Origin of the sequence: Cupriavidus basilensis, from assembly GCF_000876015.1 — a bacterium.
Taxonomy (GTDB): domain Bacteria; phylum Pseudomonadota; class Gammaproteobacteria; order Burkholderiales; family Burkholderiaceae; genus Cupriavidus; species Cupriavidus basilensis_B.
This window is the reverse complement of record NZ_BBQM01000016.1, coordinates 310,229-332,250: the sequence shown is the minus strand read 5'-3', so window position 1 is coordinate 332,250 and position 22,022 is coordinate 310,229. Positions and strand designations below refer to the sequence as shown.

18 protein-coding genes are annotated in these 22,022 nt (G+C 60.8%); 11 read left to right on the top strand and 7 right to left on the bottom strand.

The genetic code is table 11. The features are described from left to right. The first annotated feature begins 132 nt into the window (after positions 1-132). On the top strand, positions 133-4,554 hold the full coding sequence (locus tag KF708C_RS17765; RefSeq protein WP_059412799.1) for an ATP-binding protein: 4,422 nt from the start codon (positions 133-135) through the stop codon (positions 4,552-4,554). Further along, positions 4,554-5,996 carry a hypothetical protein gene (locus KF708C_RS17760; RefSeq protein ID WP_059412798.1) on the top strand — a complete coding sequence of 481 codons (1,443 nt, stop codon included), beginning with the start codon at positions 4,554-4,556 and terminating at the stop codon, positions 5,994-5,996. Before KF708C_RS17765 ends, KF708C_RS17760 begins: the two co-directional genes overlap by 1 nt. A gap of 10 nt (positions 5,997-6,006) precedes the next feature. Here the strand turns inward: KF708C_RS17760 and avs1c are convergent, their stop codons facing one another. The 3 genes from avs1c to KF708C_RS17750 all read right to left on the bottom strand — a co-directional run bounded on the left by avs1c (position 6,007) and on the right by KF708C_RS17750 (position 8,695). Beyond that, on the bottom strand, positions 6,007-6,303 hold the full coding sequence (avs1c, locus tag KF708C_RS17755) for an AVAST type 1 anti-phage system protein Avs1c (RefSeq protein ID WP_082079629.1): 297 nt from the start codon (positions 6,301-6,303) through the stop codon (positions 6,007-6,009). Positions 6,304-7,691: 1,388 nt separating this feature from the next. Beyond that, positions 7,692-7,880, bottom strand: coding sequence for a hypothetical protein (locus tag KF708C_RS35765; protein WP_156173868.1), 189 nt, complete (start codon positions 7,878-7,880; stop codon positions 7,692-7,694). After that, positions 7,862-8,695 (bottom strand): WYL domain-containing protein, encoded by an 834-nt coding sequence (locus KF708C_RS17750; protein ID WP_050449711.1) that lies wholly within the window; start codon positions 8,693-8,695, stop codon positions 7,862-7,864. Before KF708C_RS17750 ends, KF708C_RS35765 begins: the two co-directional genes overlap by 19 nt. Before the next feature lie 232 nt (positions 8,696-8,927). Between KF708C_RS17750 and KF708C_RS17745 the strand changes: the two genes are divergently transcribed. Genes KF708C_RS17745 through KF708C_RS35755 form a run of 4 tightly spaced genes read left to right on the top strand, consistent with a single transcriptional unit; the run spans position 8,928 to position 11,129 of the window. Continuing rightward, a complete protein-coding gene (locus KF708C_RS17745; protein WP_231586526.1) occupies positions 8,928-9,539 on the top strand; it encodes a hypothetical protein in 612 nt (203 codons plus the stop codon). Further along, entirely contained in the window at positions 9,532-10,476 is a 945-nt protein-coding gene (locus KF708C_RS17740) for a nucleotidyl transferase AbiEii/AbiGii toxin family protein (RefSeq protein ID WP_059412797.1), read from the top strand. Before KF708C_RS17745 ends, KF708C_RS17740 begins: the two co-directional genes overlap by 8 nt. Positions 10,477-10,488: 12 nt before the next feature. After that, entirely contained in the window at positions 10,489-10,773 is a 285-nt protein-coding gene (locus KF708C_RS35760; protein WP_156173867.1) for a hypothetical protein, read from the top strand. Positions 10,774-10,829: 56 nt separating this feature from the next. Further along, positions 10,830-11,129, top strand: a complete 300-nt coding sequence (locus KF708C_RS35755) for a hypothetical protein (protein WP_156173866.1) — start codon at positions 10,830-10,832, stop codon at positions 11,127-11,129. 1,188 nt (positions 11,130-12,317) lie between these two features. Here the strand turns inward: KF708C_RS35755 and KF708C_RS17730 are convergent. Then, positions 12,318-13,373 carry an aldo/keto reductase gene (locus KF708C_RS17730; RefSeq protein ID WP_059412795.1) on the bottom strand — a complete coding sequence of 352 codons (1,056 nt, stop codon included), beginning with the start codon at positions 13,371-13,373 and terminating at the stop codon, positions 12,318-12,320. Positions 13,374-13,987: 614 nt separating this feature from the next. On the opposite strand from KF708C_RS17730, the gene KF708C_RS17725 reads away from it, so the two are divergent. Next, on the top strand, positions 13,988-14,836 hold the full coding sequence (locus KF708C_RS17725; protein ID WP_020423831.1) for an SDR family oxidoreductase: 849 nt from the start codon (positions 13,988-13,990) through the stop codon (positions 14,834-14,836). Between the two features lie 203 nt (positions 14,837-15,039). Here the strand turns inward: KF708C_RS17725 and KF708C_RS17720 are convergent, their stop codons facing one another. Next, positions 15,040-15,921, bottom strand: a complete 882-nt coding sequence (locus KF708C_RS17720) for a LysR family transcriptional regulator (RefSeq protein WP_059412794.1) — start codon at positions 15,919-15,921, stop codon at positions 15,040-15,042. A gap of 142 nt (positions 15,922-16,063) precedes the next feature. Here KF708C_RS17720 and KF708C_RS17715 point away from each other — a divergent pair, with 142 nt between their 5' ends. From KF708C_RS17715 to KF708C_RS17700, 4 genes are all read left to right on the top strand, one after another. Next, positions 16,064-16,837 carry an SDR family NAD(P)-dependent oxidoreductase gene (locus tag KF708C_RS17715; RefSeq protein ID WP_020201668.1) on the top strand — a complete coding sequence of 258 codons (774 nt, stop codon included), beginning with the start codon at positions 16,064-16,066 and terminating at the stop codon, positions 16,835-16,837. Between the two features lie 237 nt (positions 16,838-17,074). After that, entirely contained in the window at positions 17,075-17,422 is a 348-nt protein-coding gene (locus KF708C_RS17710) for a putative quinol monooxygenase (RefSeq protein ID WP_059412793.1), read from the top strand. Between the two features lie 38 nt (positions 17,423-17,460). Further along, on the top strand, positions 17,461-18,594 hold the full coding sequence (locus tag KF708C_RS17705; RefSeq protein ID WP_059412792.1) for an NADH:flavin oxidoreductase/NADH oxidase: 1,134 nt from the start codon (positions 17,461-17,463) through the stop codon (positions 18,592-18,594). 60 nt (positions 18,595-18,654) lie between these two features. Continuing rightward, positions 18,655-19,662 (top strand): zinc-dependent alcohol dehydrogenase family protein, encoded by a 1,008-nt coding sequence (locus KF708C_RS17700; protein WP_059412791.1) that lies wholly within the window; start codon positions 18,655-18,657, stop codon positions 19,660-19,662. Between the two features lie 141 nt (positions 19,663-19,803). Here the strand turns inward: KF708C_RS17700 and KF708C_RS17695 are convergent, their stop codons facing one another. Further along, on the bottom strand, positions 19,804-20,736 hold the full coding sequence (locus tag KF708C_RS17695) for an AraC family transcriptional regulator (RefSeq protein ID WP_059412790.1): 933 nt from the start codon (positions 20,734-20,736) through the stop codon (positions 19,804-19,806). Positions 20,737-21,042: 306 nt separating this feature from the next. Then, positions 21,043-22,002, bottom strand: coding sequence for a PDR/VanB family oxidoreductase (locus KF708C_RS17690; protein WP_059412789.1), 960 nt, complete (start codon positions 22,000-22,002; stop codon positions 21,043-21,045). Positions 22,003-22,022 lie beyond the last annotated feature (20 nt).

Below are 22,022 nucleotides of genomic sequence, written 5' to 3'. Positions count from 1 at the left end.
TACTTGATCGGGGACGAGGGGAAGAGTCCGCACAAGTTGCGGGTTGCTCTGCTTTGGGATGCAGAAACCGAGATGGTGAATAAGGGAGCTCGCTCAAGAAAATTACCCAACTTTTGACGGCCATGCCATTCCATGTCTGAAGAGATCAAAAACACTGCGATAACTGCCGCGGGCTACGTCTATCAAAATCGGCAGGGACTGAGGCTCCTGTGCGACTGGCTCGATGCGCCCACGCGCTACGCCAGGGTGAAGTTCGAATGCGACGACGAGGCCTTTGCGCCGAAGGGACTGGACGACATCGTCGCAGAGCGCGCCGACGGCCTCGTCGATCTTGAGCAGGTCAAGTACACGCCGAACCCGGCCGTGCACGCGCTGAGTTGGGAGTGGATGCTCGGAAAGGCCGGCACGACGGCGCGGTCGAGGTCGATGCTGCGGAAGTGGTTTGACGCCTTCGCCGCGTTGGACCCGGCTCGTGTTGGAGTACTCTCGCTGAAGACCAATCGCCGGCCGGATGCTGAAATTGAGGTGTGCCTGGCTGGCGGAAAGATCGACTTCGCCAAAGTTCCCGAGCTGCGGCGCTCAGCGGTGATCGCAGAGCTGGGCGACGAGAAGAAGTGCAAAGCCTTCTTCAGTCAGCTGCAGATTTTTCACAGCGACAAGGGCTTCGAATCGCTGGAATACGAGGTCGATGCGCGACTGCGCCTGCACGGCACGCCCGAGGGCATTGCGAACCTCAAGAACGTCGCCTTGAACTGGGCGATTCGGAAGAATTTCCCGCCGCCGGACGGATGGATTTCCCTGGAGCAGGTCCGCACCATCTTGCGGGCCACGCCGCCGGCGCCCCTGCCAGAAGATTTTTTCGTGCCGCTTGGATATGAGGTGCCAGACGAGACGTTCCACCGGGAGTTCGTGCGCGATACCGCTGCCGGTGCTGGGCTGGCATTCGTGCTGACAGGCCCGCCTGGTCGTGGGAAAAGCACGTACTTGAGCGCGCTGTGCGACAAGCTTGCTGATTTGAGCGTCCCGACGGTGCGGCACCATTACTTCCTCTCGACGACTGAGCGAGGGCGTGACCGCGTGCACAGCTATGTGGTTGAGCAGTCCATCGCGGCTCAAGTCAAGCAGTTCCATCCTGATGTTCATGCCCCCGGCGGCGACTTGCGAGGACTCCTCGAAGCTTGCGCGGCCTATTACAAGGAGCAGGGCAAGCCGTTTGTGCTGGTTCTGGACGGGCTGGACCACGTCTGGCGTATCAACGACGCCGACAAGCGGCCGTTGGATGATGTGTTCTCCCAGGTCATTCCGTGCCCGGACAACATGGTCCTGTTGGTGGGCACGCAGCCGGTCGACGACACCCAGCTGCCCAGAGACCTCCTGGCGGTAGCACCGAAGGCCAATTGGCGAGAGTTGCCGCCGATGTCCGAGAGCGCGGTCCTATCGTACCTGCGCAAGGCGGTTGACGAGGGCAGGCTGTCGACCCGATTCGACGATGAGGAGCAGTCGGAACGCCAGTTGCAGGAGGCGGCGACCGCGCTTCGCAAGAAGACCAACGGCCACCCACTGCACGTCATCTATGCCACCGCGGAGCTCGAGCACGCCGGGAGTGACTTGGCAAGCTGGGATATCGAACGGCTACAGGGGGACATGACCAAGGAGGCAAAGTTCTACTACGCGTCGCTGTGGGAAGAGCTGCCACCGAGTCTCAAGGACACGCTGCGCTTGGTATGTGCGTTTCCCTTCTTCTGGCCGAAGGCTGCGTTCTTGGAGATCGCGGCGAAGCTCGGCACCGCGCAGCCCGATGTCGCAAAGGTGGAGTACCTGCTGCACTCTTCGGCTGCCGGCTCGAAGGTCTTCCACGAGAGCCTGGCAGTCTTTGTGCGCTCAACGGCGGGCTACGACGAGCGCATCAAGGAGCTGATGCCGGCGGTGGCGAACTGGCTGGAAACATCGGCGCCGGTCTCCTTGCGTGTCAACTGGCTCTGGACGGTTCAGGCAAGGCTGGGTGACCCCAAGAACCTTATTGCCGGGATGACCCGCGACTGGATTATGCTCCGCCTGGAGGAGGGCTATCCAGAGTCGCTGTTTGACACTTTGCTGTTGGAGGCCCTGGTCGCGGCGCTGGAGACCAACGCGTTTGCCGACGCCTATCGCCTTGATCATCTCAGAGCGCGAATGGTCCGCGGCAGCGAATTTCAAATGCAGAGCGACGACATGGCCCGACTGGTGTCGTTCACGTTGAGGCTGACGGCCGATGATGGGGTCGTCCGAGAGGCCGTGGCCTCGCGGCACGAGACAGACATCCTGCGCGTGGCCGCACTTGGCTTGGCCTTGCAGGCTCGAGGACAGGTGGTACTGGCCGAGACCTGCGGTGACGAGGCGCTGCGGCGTTTTAAAGGTCTTAGCCGCTTTTCGACCCGCTACTATTCCAACGCAGGTTCTGCCGATTTCAAGTTCTTGGTCGACGCGTTCGCGCGCCTTGGTGCTATCGGTGTGACCCCGGAGGCGTTTGCCAAGCTGGTTCGTGAAAACGGCCCCGTCGTATGGATGCCAAGAGCCCGGATGCTGGTTGACGAGGGCAACCTGGACGATCTGATGGACGCGGCCACCCCGCTACCGCTCGACCCGGACAAGGGTGTTCTCAGCGACGTCTGCATCCGTGCTGCTGCAACGACAGGAGTGAGCATCGTCGACCGCGATGACTTCAGCAAGCTCGCGCGAACCCCCTTCGTTGCGGCGGTTGAGGTTGCTTGTAAGAAGGTGTCGAAACCGCTGAACGAGCCCATCCCCATCGAGTGGCTCAAGGGTGATTACTACGAGCGCAAGGATGACTTGAACGCGCTCGTGCACCATTGGTTCTTCAGCGGCGTACACCTGAGCATGTGTATGGAAGCCGAAGAGCAAACCGGCTTCGAGTTCGTGCGGGCTCCCACCTACGAGGACAGGAGGAACATTAGTTACTTCCTGAATGCCCTCTCAGCGATTGGAGCTCAGGTTGCCAAGCGTTGGTGGCGTGGGGAGTTCGTGGACTTTCATGAGCTGTTCGAACTGCTCAAACCGGTCGAGTTTAGGAGCTTCAGGCAAGATTACGACGCGAGCTCGGCTGCGGAGGACTTCCGCGCAGGATTGCATCGCGTTGCCTGTGACATCCGGCTGGGGAGCTGCCTGCTCGCCAGTCGCGACGATGTGGACCTCACGGTGGCGACCATGGCGGCGGCAGGCGCTTGCGAGTGGTTTGACAGTGCATCTTTCCGCACCCAGTACGCGGCAGGGTTGCTGATAAGGATGAGCGATGAAGCCGCAGAGGCCTTCGTCCAGTCTCAACGCGTCCTGCTGGATGCTGAGATCCGCCAGGAGACCAGCGTCCATCTGCAGACGCCGCTGCAACTCTGTGGCATCGCCTTGCGCCACGGTTTGAATGCCAGCGCCCGGAAGCTCTGCAAGCAGACCTGGGAGCTGACGACCGGCTATGGGCATCGCAAGGACCCCACGTTGAACAACACTGTCGATGCTATTGACTACCTGGTGGAGGTCGCGCCAGACGACGCTCGACGGCTGCTCAGCCTGATTTCGCCCCAGGTCCACCATGTGCTGGACTATACGGACGGAAAGGGCACGAGGCACGTGCTCTCAGCCGCGGACCACCTGCTGGCGAAGCTGTGCCCCGCAGCCCTGGTTGTTAAGTATGAGGAACACACGCACGCGGGCGATTGGTCCCATGCTGAGGACAGTTTGCGGGCGTATGTAGAGCAGGGCGTGCGGGACGGCTGGCCGCTGGATGCGCTCATGCGCACGGGTGTGCACCCTGAAATTCAGGACGCATTGATGCAGCTTGAAGGCAATGGCCAGGGTGGCGCCGCAGAGCGGCTGCGTGTTCTTAGGGAGCATGCAGGCTGGGACGTTGGCGTGCTGCAGCGTACAGATTCGCCTAGCAGCGATAGCGACAACAATCCGTACACGAGCGACGTCACCACATTTTCGCCGGAGCAGCTAGACGACCTGCTGGCAAGTCTGTCGACCAGCTACAACGAGAAGAGGCGGCTGCTTCGAGCCTGGTATGAACACTGGGATCAAGCTGGGCAGGGCAAGCGTCTACTAGTCGCGCTGGACGGTCTGCTGCAGTCAGACGAGGGGCGGCATAAGGGCATCCTCGAATTGTCTGACCTTGCCTTTGAGACGAGGCGCAAGCTGAGCGGCCCGAAGGCGGCTTGGATGTATCTGGTCCAGGCACAGATCCGGAATGGTGCATGGGTGGGTTTTGCAGAGAACGAGGAGAAGACCCGCAAGCGGCTGGATATGGTCGTGAAGCACTTCCCGAGCCGCTGCGACGAGTTCGTCGGGGCGACGACGTACGCCATGTTCGGAGAGCCCGAGCCGCCGCGTGTGGCGCCGACAGAGCTGATGGTCTATTTCTATGCGCGGCAGAAGCGTGTTGCTGACGCTGTGAAGTTTGCCGAGACGATGGTCAACTGCGTGCTTGAAGACACCCGAACTCTTCCGTTGGAACGCCCGCGTTGGGCCGCAGAACTCGACGCTTCGAGGACGACGGAAAATTGATGGAAGACCTTCGCATCCTCATAGCCAGGCTCGGTTGGCCCTCGACCGCTGCAAGGTGGTGGACCATGCAGGAACTTGCCGCTCGGCTAGGTGATCCGTCGTCAAGAGATGCAACGGAGGCTGCGCTGCTTGGGTTTCTCGGCTCGCGAAAGCTTGAGGCCGAAGTAGTGGAAGCGCTCTACGTCTTCTGGATAGCCGCGCAGGCTCATGGCTACGAGGCCCGCCCGAAACTGGCTGAGAGCATTCTCAAGCCGTCCATCCTCTCGGAGCTGCTGCTGGAGAGCCTTGGTCTATGGCCTGATACGCCGGTCGCTGGCCTGGAGGAGGTGGCAGAGGACTTCGAGATCCCACAGGATTTCAGTGGTGTGCATGGTGCGGACCTTCCGCGGATGTTCCGTACCTCCATGGCGGAAATCGGGCGCGCCACGGGCCTTCCATTCGTCCGTCAGATGGCTTTCGAGTGGTCGGTCAACAAAGGCGTCTACCCGGATGCCCCTTTCCAGGGCGACCCTTGGCACTTCTCGCGCCCCTTGGGCGAAGGGTTCATCGGTCAAATCTCATCTCGGACCGCCTTGCGGATGATCTCCGCCTACCTGCGGACGTTGGCGGTAGCTGAGGAGTTTTGGGGCATGCCTCCCGATCGGGCGGAAGACAGGGCACTGTTGGCTTTGCCGGTTCACCCGACGCTTGCGTTCCTCAGACCTAGGCGCCCAGCTTGGTTTTCGGGCCAAACCGACTTCGATGGTGATGACAAAGTAATGGAAGGGGCCGTCCGCAGCCTCGTTGAACGGGTTCAGCGGGAGCGTCCGGGCGACGAACTGATGGCCTTCTCGTCGCCCGTTGTGATTTCGATGGACCGTTGCGTAGAGGTCTCAGTCGTCCGATGGGCGCAGGCGGCAGGTGGCAGCGTCGCTGATGAAGGCTTGGCTGAACACCTGAGGGACGTGTGGAGAACCGGACGGCTGCTCCCGAGTGATTCTCCAGAGCCTCTAGGCACGACGACCATCCTGGTGTTGCCAGCTTCTCACGCAATTGCAGATGAAAAAAGCAAGGCCTGGCCGCTGGCCAAGCCGCTCGACTTCGATCGCCTAGGTTACCTGCAGCACGATCTTTATCCCGGCCGCCTCTTCTTGCCCACGATGCCTGGTCACGGCCAGTTGGAGGCTACGCCTCGTGATGGGATGCTGGAGGTCAAATCAGGCAGTGAGGTCGTCGCTGACCTTAGCTACTGGAACGCGGGCTGGGGTCCGGTTCGCCCGGTGCAGTTCGATGGAAATTGCGGCACGGCTCTAGTTTCCAGAGGCACGGCCTATCGCGCCACACCTGGGTCGACAGCTTCAGATGTAAGGTCGTTCTACTTCTGGCGTGTGCGAGCGCTCCACAGAAAAAGCAGCTTCGACCGCTTTGACGAGAAACTGACGTTTGGCGTCACGTTCGTGTGACGCAACTGGGCTACGACTTGTCTTCACCGTCTCCGTCGTCGCTGTCGCCTCGTTCCGCCATCGTCCTGAGCATGTCCCCCATTGGCGTCGCAATCATCTGATGGCTCATATTCGCGTTCAGGCGGACCATTTCGTTCACGCTGAGCATGTCGATCCGACCGTTCGGCAGGTGTCGCACGTCCAGCAAGCCGTCTAAGCCATTGGGGTGCAGCTTTCCGGTGTGGATCTGCTCATGGGTGAGATTGATGCGCTCTTCGAACTCACCGCGAGTCATCGGCTGCTTCATCCTCGTCAGTTTTGGAAACATGGTCAGTGCGCCTTATTCAGTACTGCTTGGACTTTGCCGTCGACTCTCAATATCCATAGCATGCGCCAGCCTGGAGGTAGTGCCAGTGCTTCGCGTTGGATTGCGAGTATCGAGAGCTCATGAATTCGGCTCGTTCCGGGCGTTCGGACAGTGCTCCCATCCCTCCAGTGGTATCTGACCATTGCAGAGGCGGGTGCATGCAGGAGCTCGTGAAATTGCGGGTTGGCGATGGAAGGCGTGAGAGATCCGAAGTGCGCCAGTCCCGGTTTCACACGACTGCAAACCGCAACTTGATCGCGTGGGACCGGTCGCGGCAGCTCAGTCGGCCTGAAGGTGCCCAGCTCTATGGGGTGAGGATCCCGCTGCCCGGGCGATAGCAGGTGCGAAGTAATGTCCACTCTGACTACCTGCCGTCTGTGCTCGAGGTACCCCTGGACGTCCAGGAACACTAGGTCGCCGCTCGAAGGAAGGAAGCGAGCCGCATTTCCTGAGCCAATGGCTTCGATCAGGCCCGAGATGAGCCGCCTTCCGTCTGGCGGTTCGACGAGGGGCTCGGGGTTGTGGATGCGCAGTGCAGCTTCAATCTTGATCAACTGCTCGATCGACGCAGGTCCGAAGAGCGCGACATTGAGTGCAAACCGTAGCCTCGCAGCCCAACGGTCCGGGATGAAATTTGCGTTCGCTTTGTATCTTGCTGCTGCCAAGGACTCCAGTTGTTGAACGTCATCGAAGGAGTGTTGTCCACACAACTCCCTGAGAACCGACGCGACTCCAATCCGAGTTGCCTCGTCCAAAACCCCAAAGCTTTGCAGTTCCCTCCAAGCAGCAGCCAAGCTTGAATGCACATGGCTTGCATGCAGGGTTTCTTCCGGCCGAACGGATGGGCTCGAGCCTGTCGATGCCTTAGCTCGAAGAATCGTGGCGGCGTCGGCGGCCGAAGCAACGCCTTTGGAATTGGCGCGGTCAGCTATCCGCAGAAGCGTTGCATATCTGCTTGCGTGTGCGCACGCCTGCGCTACTTCGCTAACGTCAATGAAGCGAACGACGCGTTCCCAAAGGGCGGCTGGGTTCTCACGCGAAAGGACGTCCAGTGACGCGGTGGCAATGTCGGCGCGGTTGCCGCTCTCCATGGAGAAGGCGAGAGGAACCAATCTCTCCATCCAAGCGTCATCGCTTCGCAAAAGCCAGAGCACCATTGCCGCGGCTGAGTCTCGTCGCTCCCAGCTCGGATGATCAAGTGCCCAACTGCCTCAAATCGGGTGCGATGTGGTCATTGAAGGTGCTCGCAAAGCCTGCGTCGATGAGGACGTGGGAGCCTGAAATATCGACAAGAAAGGCATCGCCATTTCTAGCTGGGTACATTTTTAGTCTGGGCATGCACGCTATCGCTATCTCGTGAATGGGGTCTTGAGGCCGAAGCGTTTGGCGTGCAGAACACACAGCAGTGACCAATATTGGAAGCGATTAGCCGAAGCCAGTGGCGCGAAAAGGCGGTCGGGCAGGCGTTTGAAGAGCGGCGGATAGCGTTCAGCCACCTTCTCTTGGCGAATTTGGTCTGTTAAGTCATGAACAGCCATTGCCGGCACTCCTCTGTGTTTTCAATCGCCAGTTGATAGTCGGGAGGAGCCTGTCGACTCACGTCCGTGGCTGCCATGATCTCCTGCACCATGTAGTTCAGGAGGGCAGCCCTACAGCTTTCTACGCGCGCTGATGCCCCGTTGAAGTACTCGTTTCTGACGATCAGTTGCTGCGCAGGGCTGAGGCCAGGGTGAGCGGTAATCCTGACTTGGAGGACTGTGGACCAGGCAGCATCGGCGGCGATGTCTGCCAAGCTGGGCTCCGTGAGCAGTGTGACCTTGCTCATTCGCCCTAATACGAAGTCACGGAAGGCTCGCCTCTGCAGACAGTAGCCGCGGACGTGCCACCGTCGTCCTGCCCGTAACAGGCTGTGCGGCTCGACGGTTCGCTCGTGCGGTTCCGGGTTGTTCATGGAGCAGTAGACGAACCTCACCCTGAGACGATCTGCGATGGCCAAGTTCAGTCGGGAGAAGGTGCGAGGCGAGATGTGGGCGAAGTCCCATGAGATGGAGAGCGGCTTGCCTGGGACGTTCAGCGCATACGGGACCAGCATGGCGCTGATAGCGCCCGGCCACGAGGTATTCGCCGCCTGTTCGGCGTCCGCATACGCGATGGAGGTGGCCACATCTGCTTTGAGCTTGCTGTCCCATGCTACCCACTCCGGGTATGACTCCCGGAAATCGCGCAGCCACTCGCTGGCCCGTATAGGGCTCAACCCATACTCGGAGATAAGTCGAGCGCGGCTAACCCGCCCCTCCCAGAGAAGGATTCGGCCAACTTTGGTATCTCTTTCCTGCCGGCCCGCGTTAGGCATGGGTGTCGCCTTGTGATGAATGTCTATATGGTATGAAAAAACATATGATATGTAAATCCATATGATTTGGCGTAGCCAGCGATGATTATTGTCATGCGCTAGAGACCTCTTCCAGCGGGTACGTCCACAGGACGCATCGAGAGATTGGCGGTGACCCTTTGGACACTTTTTTGGGGCTGACGTAGTCGGCAGAATGCGATAAAATGCATGAAATTTCAATGATAAATTAGACGTGCCTACAGCTACTCTATCCGCCGTTGAGCCTCTTCGAGGGGCCGCAGCTCATCTTGCGGATGAGTTGCAAGCCGGTCGTGTCTATCGGCGCGAGGACCTGGCACGTCTGTCCACCGCAGTGGATAGGCATCTCCGTGAGCTGGTAGCCACAGGAAAGCTGAAAAAACTTGCTCAGGGCCTCTACCACGCGCCGAAGCAGTCCAGCTTTGGCCCGCTGCCACCAACTGATGACCAAGTGGTGGGGGGCTTTCTTCGTGACAAGGACTTTTTGGTGTTTTCACCCTCGGCCTACAACGCCGTGGGTCTTGGTACCACTCAGCTCTATAACCGCACGCTGGTCTACAACCACAAGCGCCATGGTGTTTTCCAACTTGGCAACCGGCAGTTCGATTTTCGAATGAAGCCGCGTTTCCCGAAGAAGCTGACCCCCGAGTTTCTGTATGTCGATCTGCTAAACAACCTTGAAGAGTTGGCCGAGGATCGTGATGCCGTTTTGCGCCAAGCGCGCAGCAAGCTGTCCTCGTTCGACTCAGTCCGGCTGCAGCGGGCCGCAGACAGTTTTGGCAATGTGGCGACGCGCAAGCGCCTGCGGGAGTGGATGAGTGCCTGATTTCCTGCACGCGCGGAAGGACTTTGATCAGTTGCTTGCTCTTGTCGCTGACGAACGAGGGCTTGATCCTATGTTGGTCGAGAAGGACTACTGGATCATGCATTGCCTGTGGGGTTTGCAGGCACAGGGCTTCCAGTTCGAACTAAAGGGAGGGACGTCGCTCTCGAAGGGCTTTGGCGTTATCCACCGTTTTTCCGAAGACATCGACATTCGCATCGAGCCGCCCGCCGACATGGATGTGAAGACGGGGCGCAATCAAGACAAGCCAGCGCACGTCCTTTCGCGCCGTACGTATTACGACGAACTGGCGGCGCGTATCCGTATCCCAGGCATCGGTAACGTTGAGCGCGACACGCAATTTGACGACGACAAGATGCGCAGCGCCGGCATCCGCTTGATATACACGCCGCGCGTATCGGCATTGGTAGGCGTCAAAGATGGAATTTTGTTGGAGCTTGGGTTTGACGACACAGCACCCAATCGAGCTGTCACGATCTCGTCATGGGCTTTCGATGTTGCCAGAGATCGCGGCGTAGACGTGTTCGACAACCGTGCAGTCGCGGTACCTTGCTATGCGCCGACGCACACTTTCGTCGAGAAGCTTCAGACAATTTCCACCAAGTACCGTCGCTTGGGTGAGTCGGAGGCGTTTCCGGGAAATTTCCTTCGGCACTACTATGACGTGTACTGCCTTCTGGGTTTGGAGGAGGTGCAGGCATTCATGCGGGAACCGGCCTACCAAGAGCGCAAGGCGCAGCGCTTTCGGAGCGGTGATGAGCAGGTGATTGCACGAAACCAGGCCTTTGTCCTTGCTGACGCTGCACAACGTGAGCGCTTTGCGTTGGAGTACCGCAAGACGCAAGCGCTGTATTACCAGGGTCAGCCAGATTTTGATGCGCTGGTGGCTCGGATTCATCAATACATCGACGTAATGTGAGACGCGCCGTGTATGACTAAATTCAGTGAAGTCTCGCCAGTTCATCTCGCTTCGGCTATCCCGACCACGGACGTAGCGTATTTCATTGAAGATCTTGCCCGACGCTGCAATGTGACTTATGTCCCCACCGCGATGGATAGTTGGGCAAATACAGTGACCTGCCTTTCGGGAGACGAGGTGCAGTCAGGCCATGTGCAGGATTTGCTGATTGCGCTGAGGCGGGCGGGCAAGCTGTCTACCAACGAGATGATGTCGCTGTTAGTCAACTATCTGCGTGAATGTCAGCAACACAGATGATCTGGCAATGTCGTTTCGAGTCGGTAGGAAAAAATAGCTGATGAGGTGTCGAGCACATGGCAACCAGAATCTCTCGTCGGAGTTACGAACAGGCGTTGGCGCGTGGCTATCAGGCGTTAGAGGCGCCTCATGCTGTGTCGGCGCGGTATTTGGCAACGGCTCATGTGCTGGAGCTCGTGTACAGCAACGGGCGGGTGCTGCGCATTGACCCGCAAGATGTCGCGACGCTGAGGGAACTGCCTCACAGCGTGCTTTCGATAGCTTACGTGACACCGGGTGGCGATGGTTTGTTGTTTGGCGAGAGCGGGGAGGTCGCGGTTAGCATTCCTGGCTTGATGGAAAGCCTGAGAGGCTAGGTTTGCCGAGCTGCTGGTGCTAGTTATCCCTAAGCGCGGTGAGGGAAGCAATTGAAGTTTCGCGTCTGCCGCAATGGGTTCGCGATTCCAAGGAACAATTCGATGGCGAGCCTTGGTCAACGAGCGAGTTCTTCGCACATCAGAAGAGCGTGTCGGTGGGCTTTGGTGGCACGCTATGGGACGACTTGGTACTGACTCACCGGTATCGGGGTGGGGGACTCAGGTTGCTGCAGAAGCTAATCCGCCAAAGCATGGACACTTTCTTCGTGCCGATACCGTAAGCCCCTCTGAAGAAGCCATTTCTGATACCGTCAGAACATCGGTGAAAGTCGCCGCTGATACCGCTGGACTCTGATCTTCGGAGTGGATTTTCCTGTTGGAAGACCCCTGTCACGTCCTCCGTGGGACGGTTAAGGGGCGGCCGGGGGACTCGATTGGTTTGATGGGTCGATATGGGCCTACATGAAACCACTCAGGTAGCCTCATCTAAGCAAGACTCACCCGTCGGTATTTCTGACGGTACCAAGCTCTCAGCGTCAACCCGAAACCCTTGCGGCACAACGCTCTCCGCGGTGCCATTGACAATCGAGTGGGGGAGTGATTTAAGGTCCTTCGGGGACTATCGTCAGCTATCGAGAAACCGCCGTAACATGTTGATTTAACAAGAAATACGTCACGGCAGCTATCGGTGGCTATCGCCGGCCAGCGGAACAGGTTGGCGGTAAAAGTGGCGGTAAGAACCGGAGGCCGGATTAAGACCCTCCCGTTTACTATTGAGACCAAACCGGTCTTTGACGGTAAAAGTCTCCTCTGGAAAGCATGATTTCATGCGGCTTTCCGGGCATCAGCAGGTCTCCTGGTCCCTGACGGTAAATGCCGTCAAGAAACAGGAGGAAAGCCTCGTATTTCCCGACGCTGCATTGCGCGTCCTCAAGCCCAACTCCAAGATTTACAGGGCTTCTGACTGCGAAGGGATGTACGTGACGGTATCGCCTACCGGTACCTTCAGGCCAAGTCACAAGGACTCGGAGACTTGACCTGGATATGGTGTGGCTTCAAAGCGTATAGCCACCGTCGGCCAGGAAGTCCGGGCCGGTCACGAAGGTGCTTTCGTTCGAGATCAGAGTCCGAGCCATAAGCGGCTCGGACTCGGTTGAAAGATGGCGGCGTGAGATGCTCGCGCAGGCCTCAGGAGGTGCTGGCCGCTGACCACAGATCGACAGGGCCCAGCCGGTCGGCACCTTGGGTATTCAACATCCAGCCTGGATACTCCGGCGGCAGCGCGCTGACTTCGTCGAGCTGGCGCAATTCATCCTCGGTCAGCTTCAGGTCGATAGCCGCGAGGTTGTCCTCGAGCTGGTCCATGCGTTTCGCGCCCATGATCACGGAGGTAACGACTGGCCGGGACAGCAGCCAGGCAAGCGCGACGCGCGCCGGGCTGCAACCGTGGGCCTGCGCGATGGGTACGAGGGCGTCGATGATGTTCCAGGCCCTCTCCCGGTCGACGATTGGGAAGTCGAACTCGGAGCGTCGCGAATCCCCGGGTTTCTGGTTGTTGCGGTTGAACTTGCCGGAGAGCAGGCCGCCGGCGAGTGGGCTCCAGACCAGCAGGCCAATCTTCTCCGCTTCCAGCAACGGGCCAAGCTCTCGTTCGAGATCACGGCCAGCGAGCGAGTAGTAGGCTTGCAAAGTCTCGAAACGTGCCAAGTTCAGATGCCCGGAGATCCCCAGCGAACGAGCGATCTTCCAGGCTTGCCAGTTCGAGACGCCGATATAGCGGATCTTGCCCTGCCGGAGCAGGTCGTCGAGCGCGCGCAGCGTCTCTTCCACCGGCGTCACGATGTCGTTGGCATGGATCTGGTACAGGTCGATATGATCGGTCTGCAGCCGCTTCAGGCTCGCTTCGACGGCGTCCATGATGTGCCCGCGCGACGCGCCCACGTCGTTGCGCCCCTGGCCCATGCGGCTGTACACCTTGGTGGCGAGGACGAAGTCCTTGCGCGCAATGCCAAGATTCTTGAAGGCATGGCCCAGCACCTGTTCGCTGGCGCCGTTGGAGTAGACATCGGCGGTGTCGAAGAAATTTACGCCAGCCTCCAGGGCGGCCTTGACGAGATCGTCGGCCTCTTTCTGTCCGGACGCGCCGATGTGTTTGTAGATGCCGCTGCCGTCGCCAAACGTCATGGTGCCCAGGCACAGGCGGGACACGAGCAGGCCGGTGTTGCCCAGAGTCTTGTATTTCATGATGTATCTCCAGTCGGAAGGATGTTGATGAAAAGACTGCCTGACAGGTGGCGTGGCGGTATGGATATCCGGTAAGTCCTGGATGCATCCATCCGACGCATCGCGGCCACCGGCTCAGACCGTTGACGGTTGTGCGCGCCATGCCGCCGGATCTTCACCTCCGACAGATGGTATTGCCCGAGCCGGAGCGTATGTTTGCGGCGTGTCACCATCCATCGTCCACGTGGATTGGGCGAGAGGTGATTCCAACGCCGGCAGCTATCCGCACTATCCGGTAAACCAGCCTGGTTGAGCTGTCTGTTCTTCCGGAGTTAGTGCACAAAAATCCGAATGTTGGACAAGGACAAGCGAGCCTGCGACGGCCGCCGATGGCCAAGGGCGTCACGATTGTTCTTCAAGTGGATTCGGATTTTTGTGCATCATTAATCGCCGATCGTGCATCGCGATGGATGGGGTGGGGGAAGATAATTGGTCAGCCAGAGCCGCGACCGCCTTTCTTTCATGCGCTATCCGTGATCGCGGCCAGATACCGCAGCGGCACTGCCGTGCCGCGCCCATTGCGGTTTCGCCGCTGTTATCCAAGCCCCCCAATCCCCCCATTTGCTAGGACCACCATGAGTCAAAATGAGAAAACCTGGTTTGTCACCGGCGCCTCGAAAGGAATCGGCCTGTCGCTCGTGCGCAAGCTTCTGGACGGCGGCGCCAACGTGGTTGCCACCTCGCGCACGCTGGCTTCGCTCGTCGATCTGATCGGACCCGCTTCGGATACGTTTCTGCCTGTACAGGTGGATCTCGTCGATGAACGCAGCGTGCAGGCCAGCATCGCGCAAGCCATTTCCCGATTCGGGCGGATCGATGCCGTCGTCAACAACGCTGGCTATGGCCTGCAGGGCACCCTGGAGGGAATATCCGACGAGGAATTGCGTCGCAACTTCGAAGTCAACGTCTTCGCGCCGGCGCATGTCCTCCGCCACGTACTGCCTCATATGCGTCGGCAGCGCGGCGGGCACGTCTTCAATGTCGGTTCGATTGCCGGCTTTCAGGGCGGCTATGCAGGATGGGGCATCTACGCGGCCACCAAGTTCGCTCTTGCGGGGCTTACGGAAGCGCTCGCGGCCGAGGTTGCGGAATTCGGCATCAAGGCAACCCTGGTCTATCCGGGGCCTGTTCGTACCGAGTTCCTGTCGTCGGGCTCGCTGGTCATCGCACAGCACAACATTCGGGAATACACCGCCGCACAGGCTTTGCTCGACGTGCACCTGGATGAGATGGCTGGAAAGCAGGCCGGGGATCCGGACAAGCTGGCCTCGATGATCGTTCAAGCCGCAGGCGCGTCCGAGCCCCCGCTGCATCTGTTCGCGGGAAAGATTGCGAACGGCCTTGCACTCCAGAAACTGGCCGCGGTGGAGAGGGATCTGGCCGCATGGCGCGAAATTTCGGACGCCACCGATTATCCTGATTGAGCGTGGTGCATGTCCCGATAAGTTTTACCCAGGGCAGGCATTCACCGGCCGCAATGATGATTCCGGTGCGCCGTCAGGAATAAAACGGAACGGATGCCATGAAATATCGCCGACTCGGCGGTAGCAATCTGCGGGGCCGGGTGTTGGCCAATCCACTGGCATATCGATGGCGCAACTGTCCACCGCCTGGCCGTGGCGCAACCTTATGCTTTCATCGCCTCGATCAACGCTCTAAGCCCTGCCGATTGATGCTTGCGGCTTGGGAAATAGAGAAATACGCTTTCGTCGACGGTACACCAGTCTTCGAGGCAGCGCTGGAGCCGGCCGTCGCGAAGATATGGCGCCGCCCGGTTCTCCCATATGTATGCCAGGCCCAGCCCCCGCGCCGCGGCGTCAGCCATCAATTCCTGGCTATCGACCGTCAAGGGGCCGGCAACCTCGACCTTTACCTCTTCTCCGTCCTTGACGAATTCCCAATTCAAGATCGTCCCGCTGGGAAATGCGTATCGGATGCAATCGTGGCTATGCAGATCGTGGGGCGTCATGGGCGCCCGATTTTTCTCAAAATAGCGCGGTGAGCCAACGACGGCGAATCGGAATTTCGGCTTGATTCGTACCGCGATCATGTCCTGCGACAGGCGTTCGCCGAAGCGGATACCGGCATCGAATCCTTCCTGCACGATATCGACCAGCGAGTCGGTGGCGACGACTTCCAGCTTGAGCCCGGCATGGCTTGCCAGGAGTTCCATCGCATCGCCCAGGACGTAGAGCGCAATCGAGTTTGGAACATTGAGTCTGATGGTGCCAAACGGCGTGGCGCGGAACGAGTTCAATCCATCCAGGGCGGCTCGCATACCGGCCATCGCCGGCTCCAACCGGGTGTACAGCGCTTCTCCGGCTTCGGTCAGGGACACGCTGCGCGTGGTGCGATGGAACAGGCGCACGCCCACGCGGCTTTCGAGGCTACGTATCGAATGACTTACCGCCGAGGCGGACGTACCCCGTTCGGTGGCCGCCTGACGGAAGCTCAGGTGCCTCGCCACCGACGCAAACACGGCCAGCTCAGCGAGTTCCGCGGTTTCCATTGGTGAACCTCATTCATCATAGTAAGAAACATTGACTACTTTATCATATCAATTAAACGCTCCAGAATGGTCTTCAAGACATGAGCAGGAAACAGGATCTCTTTCTTCTTGCGAGTCCAACACGTTGAATCTGGAGAAACAAATGAGCATTCAAGCCTCGCCGCAAACGCTTTCCGGGAAAGTCGCGCTGGTGACCGGAGCAAGCTCTGGCATTGGCCGGGCCACGGCCATCGAACTCGCCCGCCGAGGTGCCAAAGTCGTCGTCAGTGCACGCCGCCGCGCCGAAATCGAGGCGCTCGCCGCCGAGATCAGGAACGGCGGCTACGAAGTGACGGCTGCTGTCGCCGACATCAACGTCGAACAGGACGTGATCAACTTGGTCGCAACGACGATCTCGACCTATGGGCGGATCGACGTGGCTTTCAATAACGCGGGCACCGAAGGCGAGTTCACGCCGTTCGTCGACCAGTCGAATGAGGTCTACGAGACGATCTTCAACGCCAACGTCCGCGGCGTCTTCTGGTCGATGAAGCACGAAGCGAAAGCCATGCTGGCGCAAGGCGGCGGCACCATCATCAACAATGCATCGATGGGCGGCGTGATCGGCTTTGCCAACGCTGGCCTCTATATCGCCAGCAAGCATGCGGTGCTGGGCCTGACCAAGACCGCATCGATCGAACTGTTCAAGCAGGGCGTGCGCGTCAATGCCGTCAATCCCGGCATCATCGACACGCCGTTCCAGGACCGCATCTGGCCGAGCGCCGAAGCGAAGGACGCTTTCGCGGCTTCGACCGTACCCGGCCGGGCGGGTTCTCCGGAAGAGGTCGCGACGGTGGTGGCGTTCCTGGCTTCCGATGACGCTTCGTTCGTATCGGGCCACGGTCTGCTGGTCGACGCCGGCTACTCGATTGCCTGATCGAAGACGGCGTCGATAAATATCGAAACCTGGCGCGTCCGCTCGCCGAAGGCGCAGGCGGTCCGCACTTCGTTGCCGACCTCGATCCGCCGCCGTCGCCGAATGCCGTTGAGTCGAGGGGCGAGCGCGAAGCGGGGGTGCTGGATACGCCCGTGCACATTGCCCCGACCAAGGGCCGCGGGATGTCGCAACCTGGACTGCCCGCGGCGTCATTTCCCTGATCTGGAACGCTAACCCATGACCGCACAATCCTCCCACGCCATACCGGCTCCGGCCAACGGCGCGCAACTTACGCTCATCGCATTCATCCGGGCAAAGCCCGGCCGCGGCGACGAGCTGGGACGCCGTCTCGGCGCCCTGGTCGAGCCCTCGCGCGCCGAGGCCGGCAACATCAACTACGACCTGCACCGCTCGAACGACGACCCGGATGTCTGGGTGCTATACGAAAACTGGCAGACCGCCGCCGATCTGACTTCGCATTTCGAGCAACCCTACATGAAAGCATTCGTCGCGGCGCTTCCCGAGGTGCTGGACGGCGAAATGGATCTGCGCCGTTGCGCGATGGTCACCAAGGTCGCCGCATAGGCTTGGCGACGGCAAACGTCATTCAAAGGACCAGTAACGTGAAACTTTTCGAACCTGTCGCGCTGCGTGACGTCACACTGCGCAACCGCCTGCTCGTTTCTCCCATGTGCCAGTACTCGGCGCGGGACGGCCATGTCAACGATCATCACCTGATCAACCTCGGCCGATTCGCGATGGGCGGCTTTGGCTTGGTCATCGTCGAAGCGACCGGAGTCGTGCCCGAGGGCCGCATTACCCACGGCGATCTTGGCATCTGGTCGGACGACCACATACCTGGCCTGCGACGCATCGCGGATGCACTCAAGATGTATGGTGCTGTGGCCGGCATTCAGATTGCCCACGCCGGACCGAAGGCTGCCAGCCAGCGGCCTTGGCAGGGCAATGGGGCGCTCGACGACGACGATGTCCGGCGCGGCGAGCGGCCTTGGCCTGTGGTTTCCGCTTCCGGCAAGCCGTACGCCGATGGCTGGCTCAAGCCTGCGGCGTTGTCGAGCACAACGATGGCGGAGGTGAAACGAGCTTTCGTCGACGCGGCCCGGCGTGCCGATGCGGCCGGCTTCGATGTGATCGAGGTGCATTGCGCGCACGGTTATCTGCTCAACAGCTTTCTGTCACCCGTGACCAACGACCGAAAGGACGAATACGGCGGAGATCTCGACGGCAGGATGCGCTTTCCCCTGGAAGTCGTGCAGGCGGTGCGGGCGGCATGGCCACAGGGTAAGCCGCTTTTCGTGCGGGTCTCCGCCGTCGATGGCCTGCGCGAGGGCATGTCCATCGAGGACACGGTGGTCTTTTCGCGTCGCCTCAAGGCGCTCGACGTAGATATCGTCGACTGCTCGTCGGGCGGCATCGCGCCGCGCTACGAGTACCCGTCCAGGTATGGCTATCAGGTTCCATACGCGCAGAAGGTGCGTAGCGAAGCAGGCATCGGCACCGCTGCGGTCGGTCTGATCGTCAACGGTCGTCAGGCCGAGGCTATCGTGGCGAGCGGCCAGGCAGACCTTGTCGCGATCGGCCGCGAGGCGCTGGCCGATCCGAATTTCGCCCTTCATGCGGAAGCCGAACTTGGCGCTGTCGATCCGGAAGTCCCGTTTGCGTCGTGGCCAACGCAGGTCGGCTGGTGGCTGCAGGGCCGGGCCGCGCAGATCCGGACATTCAGTGCGCAGTCGTGAGCGGCTACGTGACCGGGCTACACCCGCTGCGTAACCGAATCTTCCACCAGGAGTAGCAAAATGAAAGCATGGCAACTGAAGGGCTTCGGCCTCAACAACCTCGTCCTCGGTGAAACAGAAACCCCTCGACCCAAGGCTGGCGAACTGCTGGTCAAGGTGGGTGCGGTGTCACTGAACTTCCGCGACAAGGCCATCGTCGATGGCATCTACGAGCCGCATCTGGTCCCACGGGACCTGATCCCGGTCAGCGACGCCGCAGGAACGGTCGTGGCGGTGGGCGAGGGCGTGACGCGTTTCCAGGTCGGTGACCGCGTCAATTCGCACCTGTACTCCCGCTGGCTCGATGGCGCTCCCGGTCCGGACGAACCGGCCTACTGCGTCGGCTCGCCGCTACCCGGCGGGCTGGCCGAGTACATGATCATTCATGAGCAAGGCGCGGTTCGGGCGCCCGGTTCGATGTCCGATGAGGAGGCATCGACGCTCCCGATCGCCGCATTGACCGCCTGGTACTCGCTGGTGGACTTCGGTCAAATCCAGTCGGGCCAGAGTGTTCTGGTTCAGGGTACCGGCGGCGTTTCGATTTTCGCCGTCCAGATGGCTCGCGCCATGGGGGCCAAGGTGATTGCGACCTCCAGCCGGGACGAAAACCTGCAGGCCGCAATGGAGCTCGGCGCTTCCGCCGGCATCAACTATCGCAGGACGCCGAACTGGGAAACCGAGGTGCTGGCGCTCACGGACGGCAAGGGCGTGGACCTTACTCTCGATGTGGCAGGGGGTGAAGGCATCAATCAATCGGTCGCAGCCACCAAGGCGGCCGGTCGTATCGCTCAGATCGGCTTTCTCGCCGGCCAGACGACGCAATTGAATCTGATGCCCCTGATCTTTCGCCAGACCACCTTGCGAGGCATCGCGGTCGCGCCGCGTTCCTCGTTCGACCGCATGAATCCGTTCTTGGACGAGCACCGCATTCGCCCCGTCATCGATCATGTCTACCCGTTCGGGCAGGCGCGCGAAGCGTTCGAGCACCTCGCGCGCGGTCCCTTCGGCAAGGTCGTCATAAAGGTGTGAGCCGCCGACGCGCACGGCTATGGCGTCTCACGCCTCACGCCTCACACTGGCCTGGTTGTTTTCCACGCGCGCAGTGAGCTTCCGCCATCGTTGTTGTGATGCTGCGCCAGCGAACTGGCCCCGCGGCTCCGGGTGGCGCGGCTAGGCCGAGTCGGTGCGCAACCGCACGGCATCCTGGATCGGCGGTGCTCCGAACAGGCGCTTGTATTCGCGGTGGAATTGCGACAGGTTATCGTAGCCAACGGCCGAGGCGACGATGCCCACGTCGCTCGCGCGCTTCAGCAACAGGCGACGTGCCTCGAACAGGCGCAGGCGTTTCTGGTATTGCAGCGGGCTCAGTCCGGTGGCGTCCTTGAAATGCTGGTGCAGCGAGGAAACGCTCATGTTGACGTGCCGGGCAAGTTCGTCGATGCGCATGGGCATCTCGTAATGGGCCTTGATCCATTCGACCGCGCGGGTAATCTTGAATGCACGGCTGTCCGCCACCAGGGCTTGCCTGAGGCGCAGGCCCTGGCTGCTCATCAGCAGGCGATAGATGATCTCCTGTTCGATCAAGGGCGCCAGCACCGGGATGTGCTTGGGTGTGTCAAGCAGCCGCGTCAGCCGGTAGGCCGCCTCAAGCAGGTCCAGCGACAGCTCTCCTGCGCTGATGCCCAATCCGGTCGACGATTCGTCCGGCGGCGGCAATTCGTGCGCCGCGACCAGATCGGCGACCTGCCGCAGGTCGATCTCGAAATTGAAACAGAGATAGGGATGCTCGCGGCTGGCCTGTTCTACCTTGCCGATGACCGGCATATCGATCGACGTGAGCAGGTAGTGCTCCGTGTCGTAGTGATAAGAAGCGTCGCCGGCGATGACGGTCTTGGCGCCCTGTGCGGCGAAGATCAGCGCCACCTTGCTGAAGGATGCTTCCTCCTTGCTCGGCGCCGAATAGCGGAAGAATCTCAGTGATGGAATCGCGGCCATCTGGTGCTCGCCGTCGATCGGCGTGAAGCGACCGGCGATGGCGGCGAGCGCGGCGGTGATGCCGGCCCGGGTCATTGGCAGCGGCGGCGTCGGGGGTGTCGTGTCCATATCCATGGCGTCCAGAAAGGTGTCGCCACTATCGGCTGTTTACCTGTGTCTTGTGAATCGTCCCACACGCATGTTCGGAGAATCGTACACAAAATAAAGAGGAACATGGATCCGGTCGGAGCGCGCCCGATGAAGAATGTTGCCGCTGTGCCACGCCATGCCGGACAGCGCGCGCCATCGGTTCCCATGCCCCCACGCTGCCGGCTAACCGCGGGTCCAACCGCTCGCGGAAGACACAGGCGCCACAGCCTGGCTCCGGCACTTGCATCAACCGCAACCCCGCCAGCCCCGCCCGGAAATCCAGACTCAAAGATCCAGCACCAGCCTGGCCGACCGGCAGCCGGACACGCACACCAGCATGGTGTTGCCCGCGGCGCGCTCCTCGGCGGACAGCAGGCAATCCCGGTGGTCGATGTCGCCGGCCAGCACGGCGGTCTCGCACGAGCCGCACGCGCCTTCCTGGCAGCTGTAGGCGACGTCGATGCCGGCCTTCAGCAGCACGTCGAGCAGCGACTGGCCGGCGTGCACGGTCAGGTGGCGCCCCGAGCGGGCCAGTTCGACTTCATAGTCCGCGTCCCGGGCCGCGGGGCTCGGCGTTTCCGCGCCGAACCGTTCGATGAAGCTGTTCTTGCAGCCGAGCGCCGAGCATGCTTTCTCGAAGGCGTCCAGCATGCCGGCGGGGCCGCAGCAATAGTAGTTGGCGTCCGGGTCGCCGCCGGCGAGCAGCTTGCGCAGGTCCGGCGGGCCGGCGGCGTCGTCGAAGCAGGTTTCCACCCGCGCGGCCTTCGCATTGGCGAGCGCCTCGATTTCCCGGAGGAACGCGGCATGCTCGCGGGATCTGGCGCAGTAGATGAGCCGGACCTGCTCGCCGCGCGCGGCCAGGGTCTGGAGCATGGCGTAGATGGGGGTGATGCCGATGCCGCCGGCCACCAGCACGCTGTTGCCGCGGCCGGCGCGCAGGGCGAAGTGGTTGCGCGGCGCGCTGATGGTCAGTTCGTCGCCTTCGCGGATGCGGTCGTGCACGTGGCGCGAGCCGCCCCGGCCGGCGGCTTCCCGCTGTACCGCGATGCCGTAGGCGGAGCCGTCGGACGGGCGATACAGGGAGTAGCTGCGGTGCAGGCCGTCGGCGAGCAGCAGGTCGACGTGCGAGCCGCTGTCCGCCGGGGGCAGCGGCCGCGCGGCGTCCACCGGCACGAGTTCGAGGCTGACGATGCCGGTCGCTTCGGTGCGAATCCGCGCGACCTTGATCTGATGGGTGGCATGCATGGACAGGTCTTCTCCGTCTT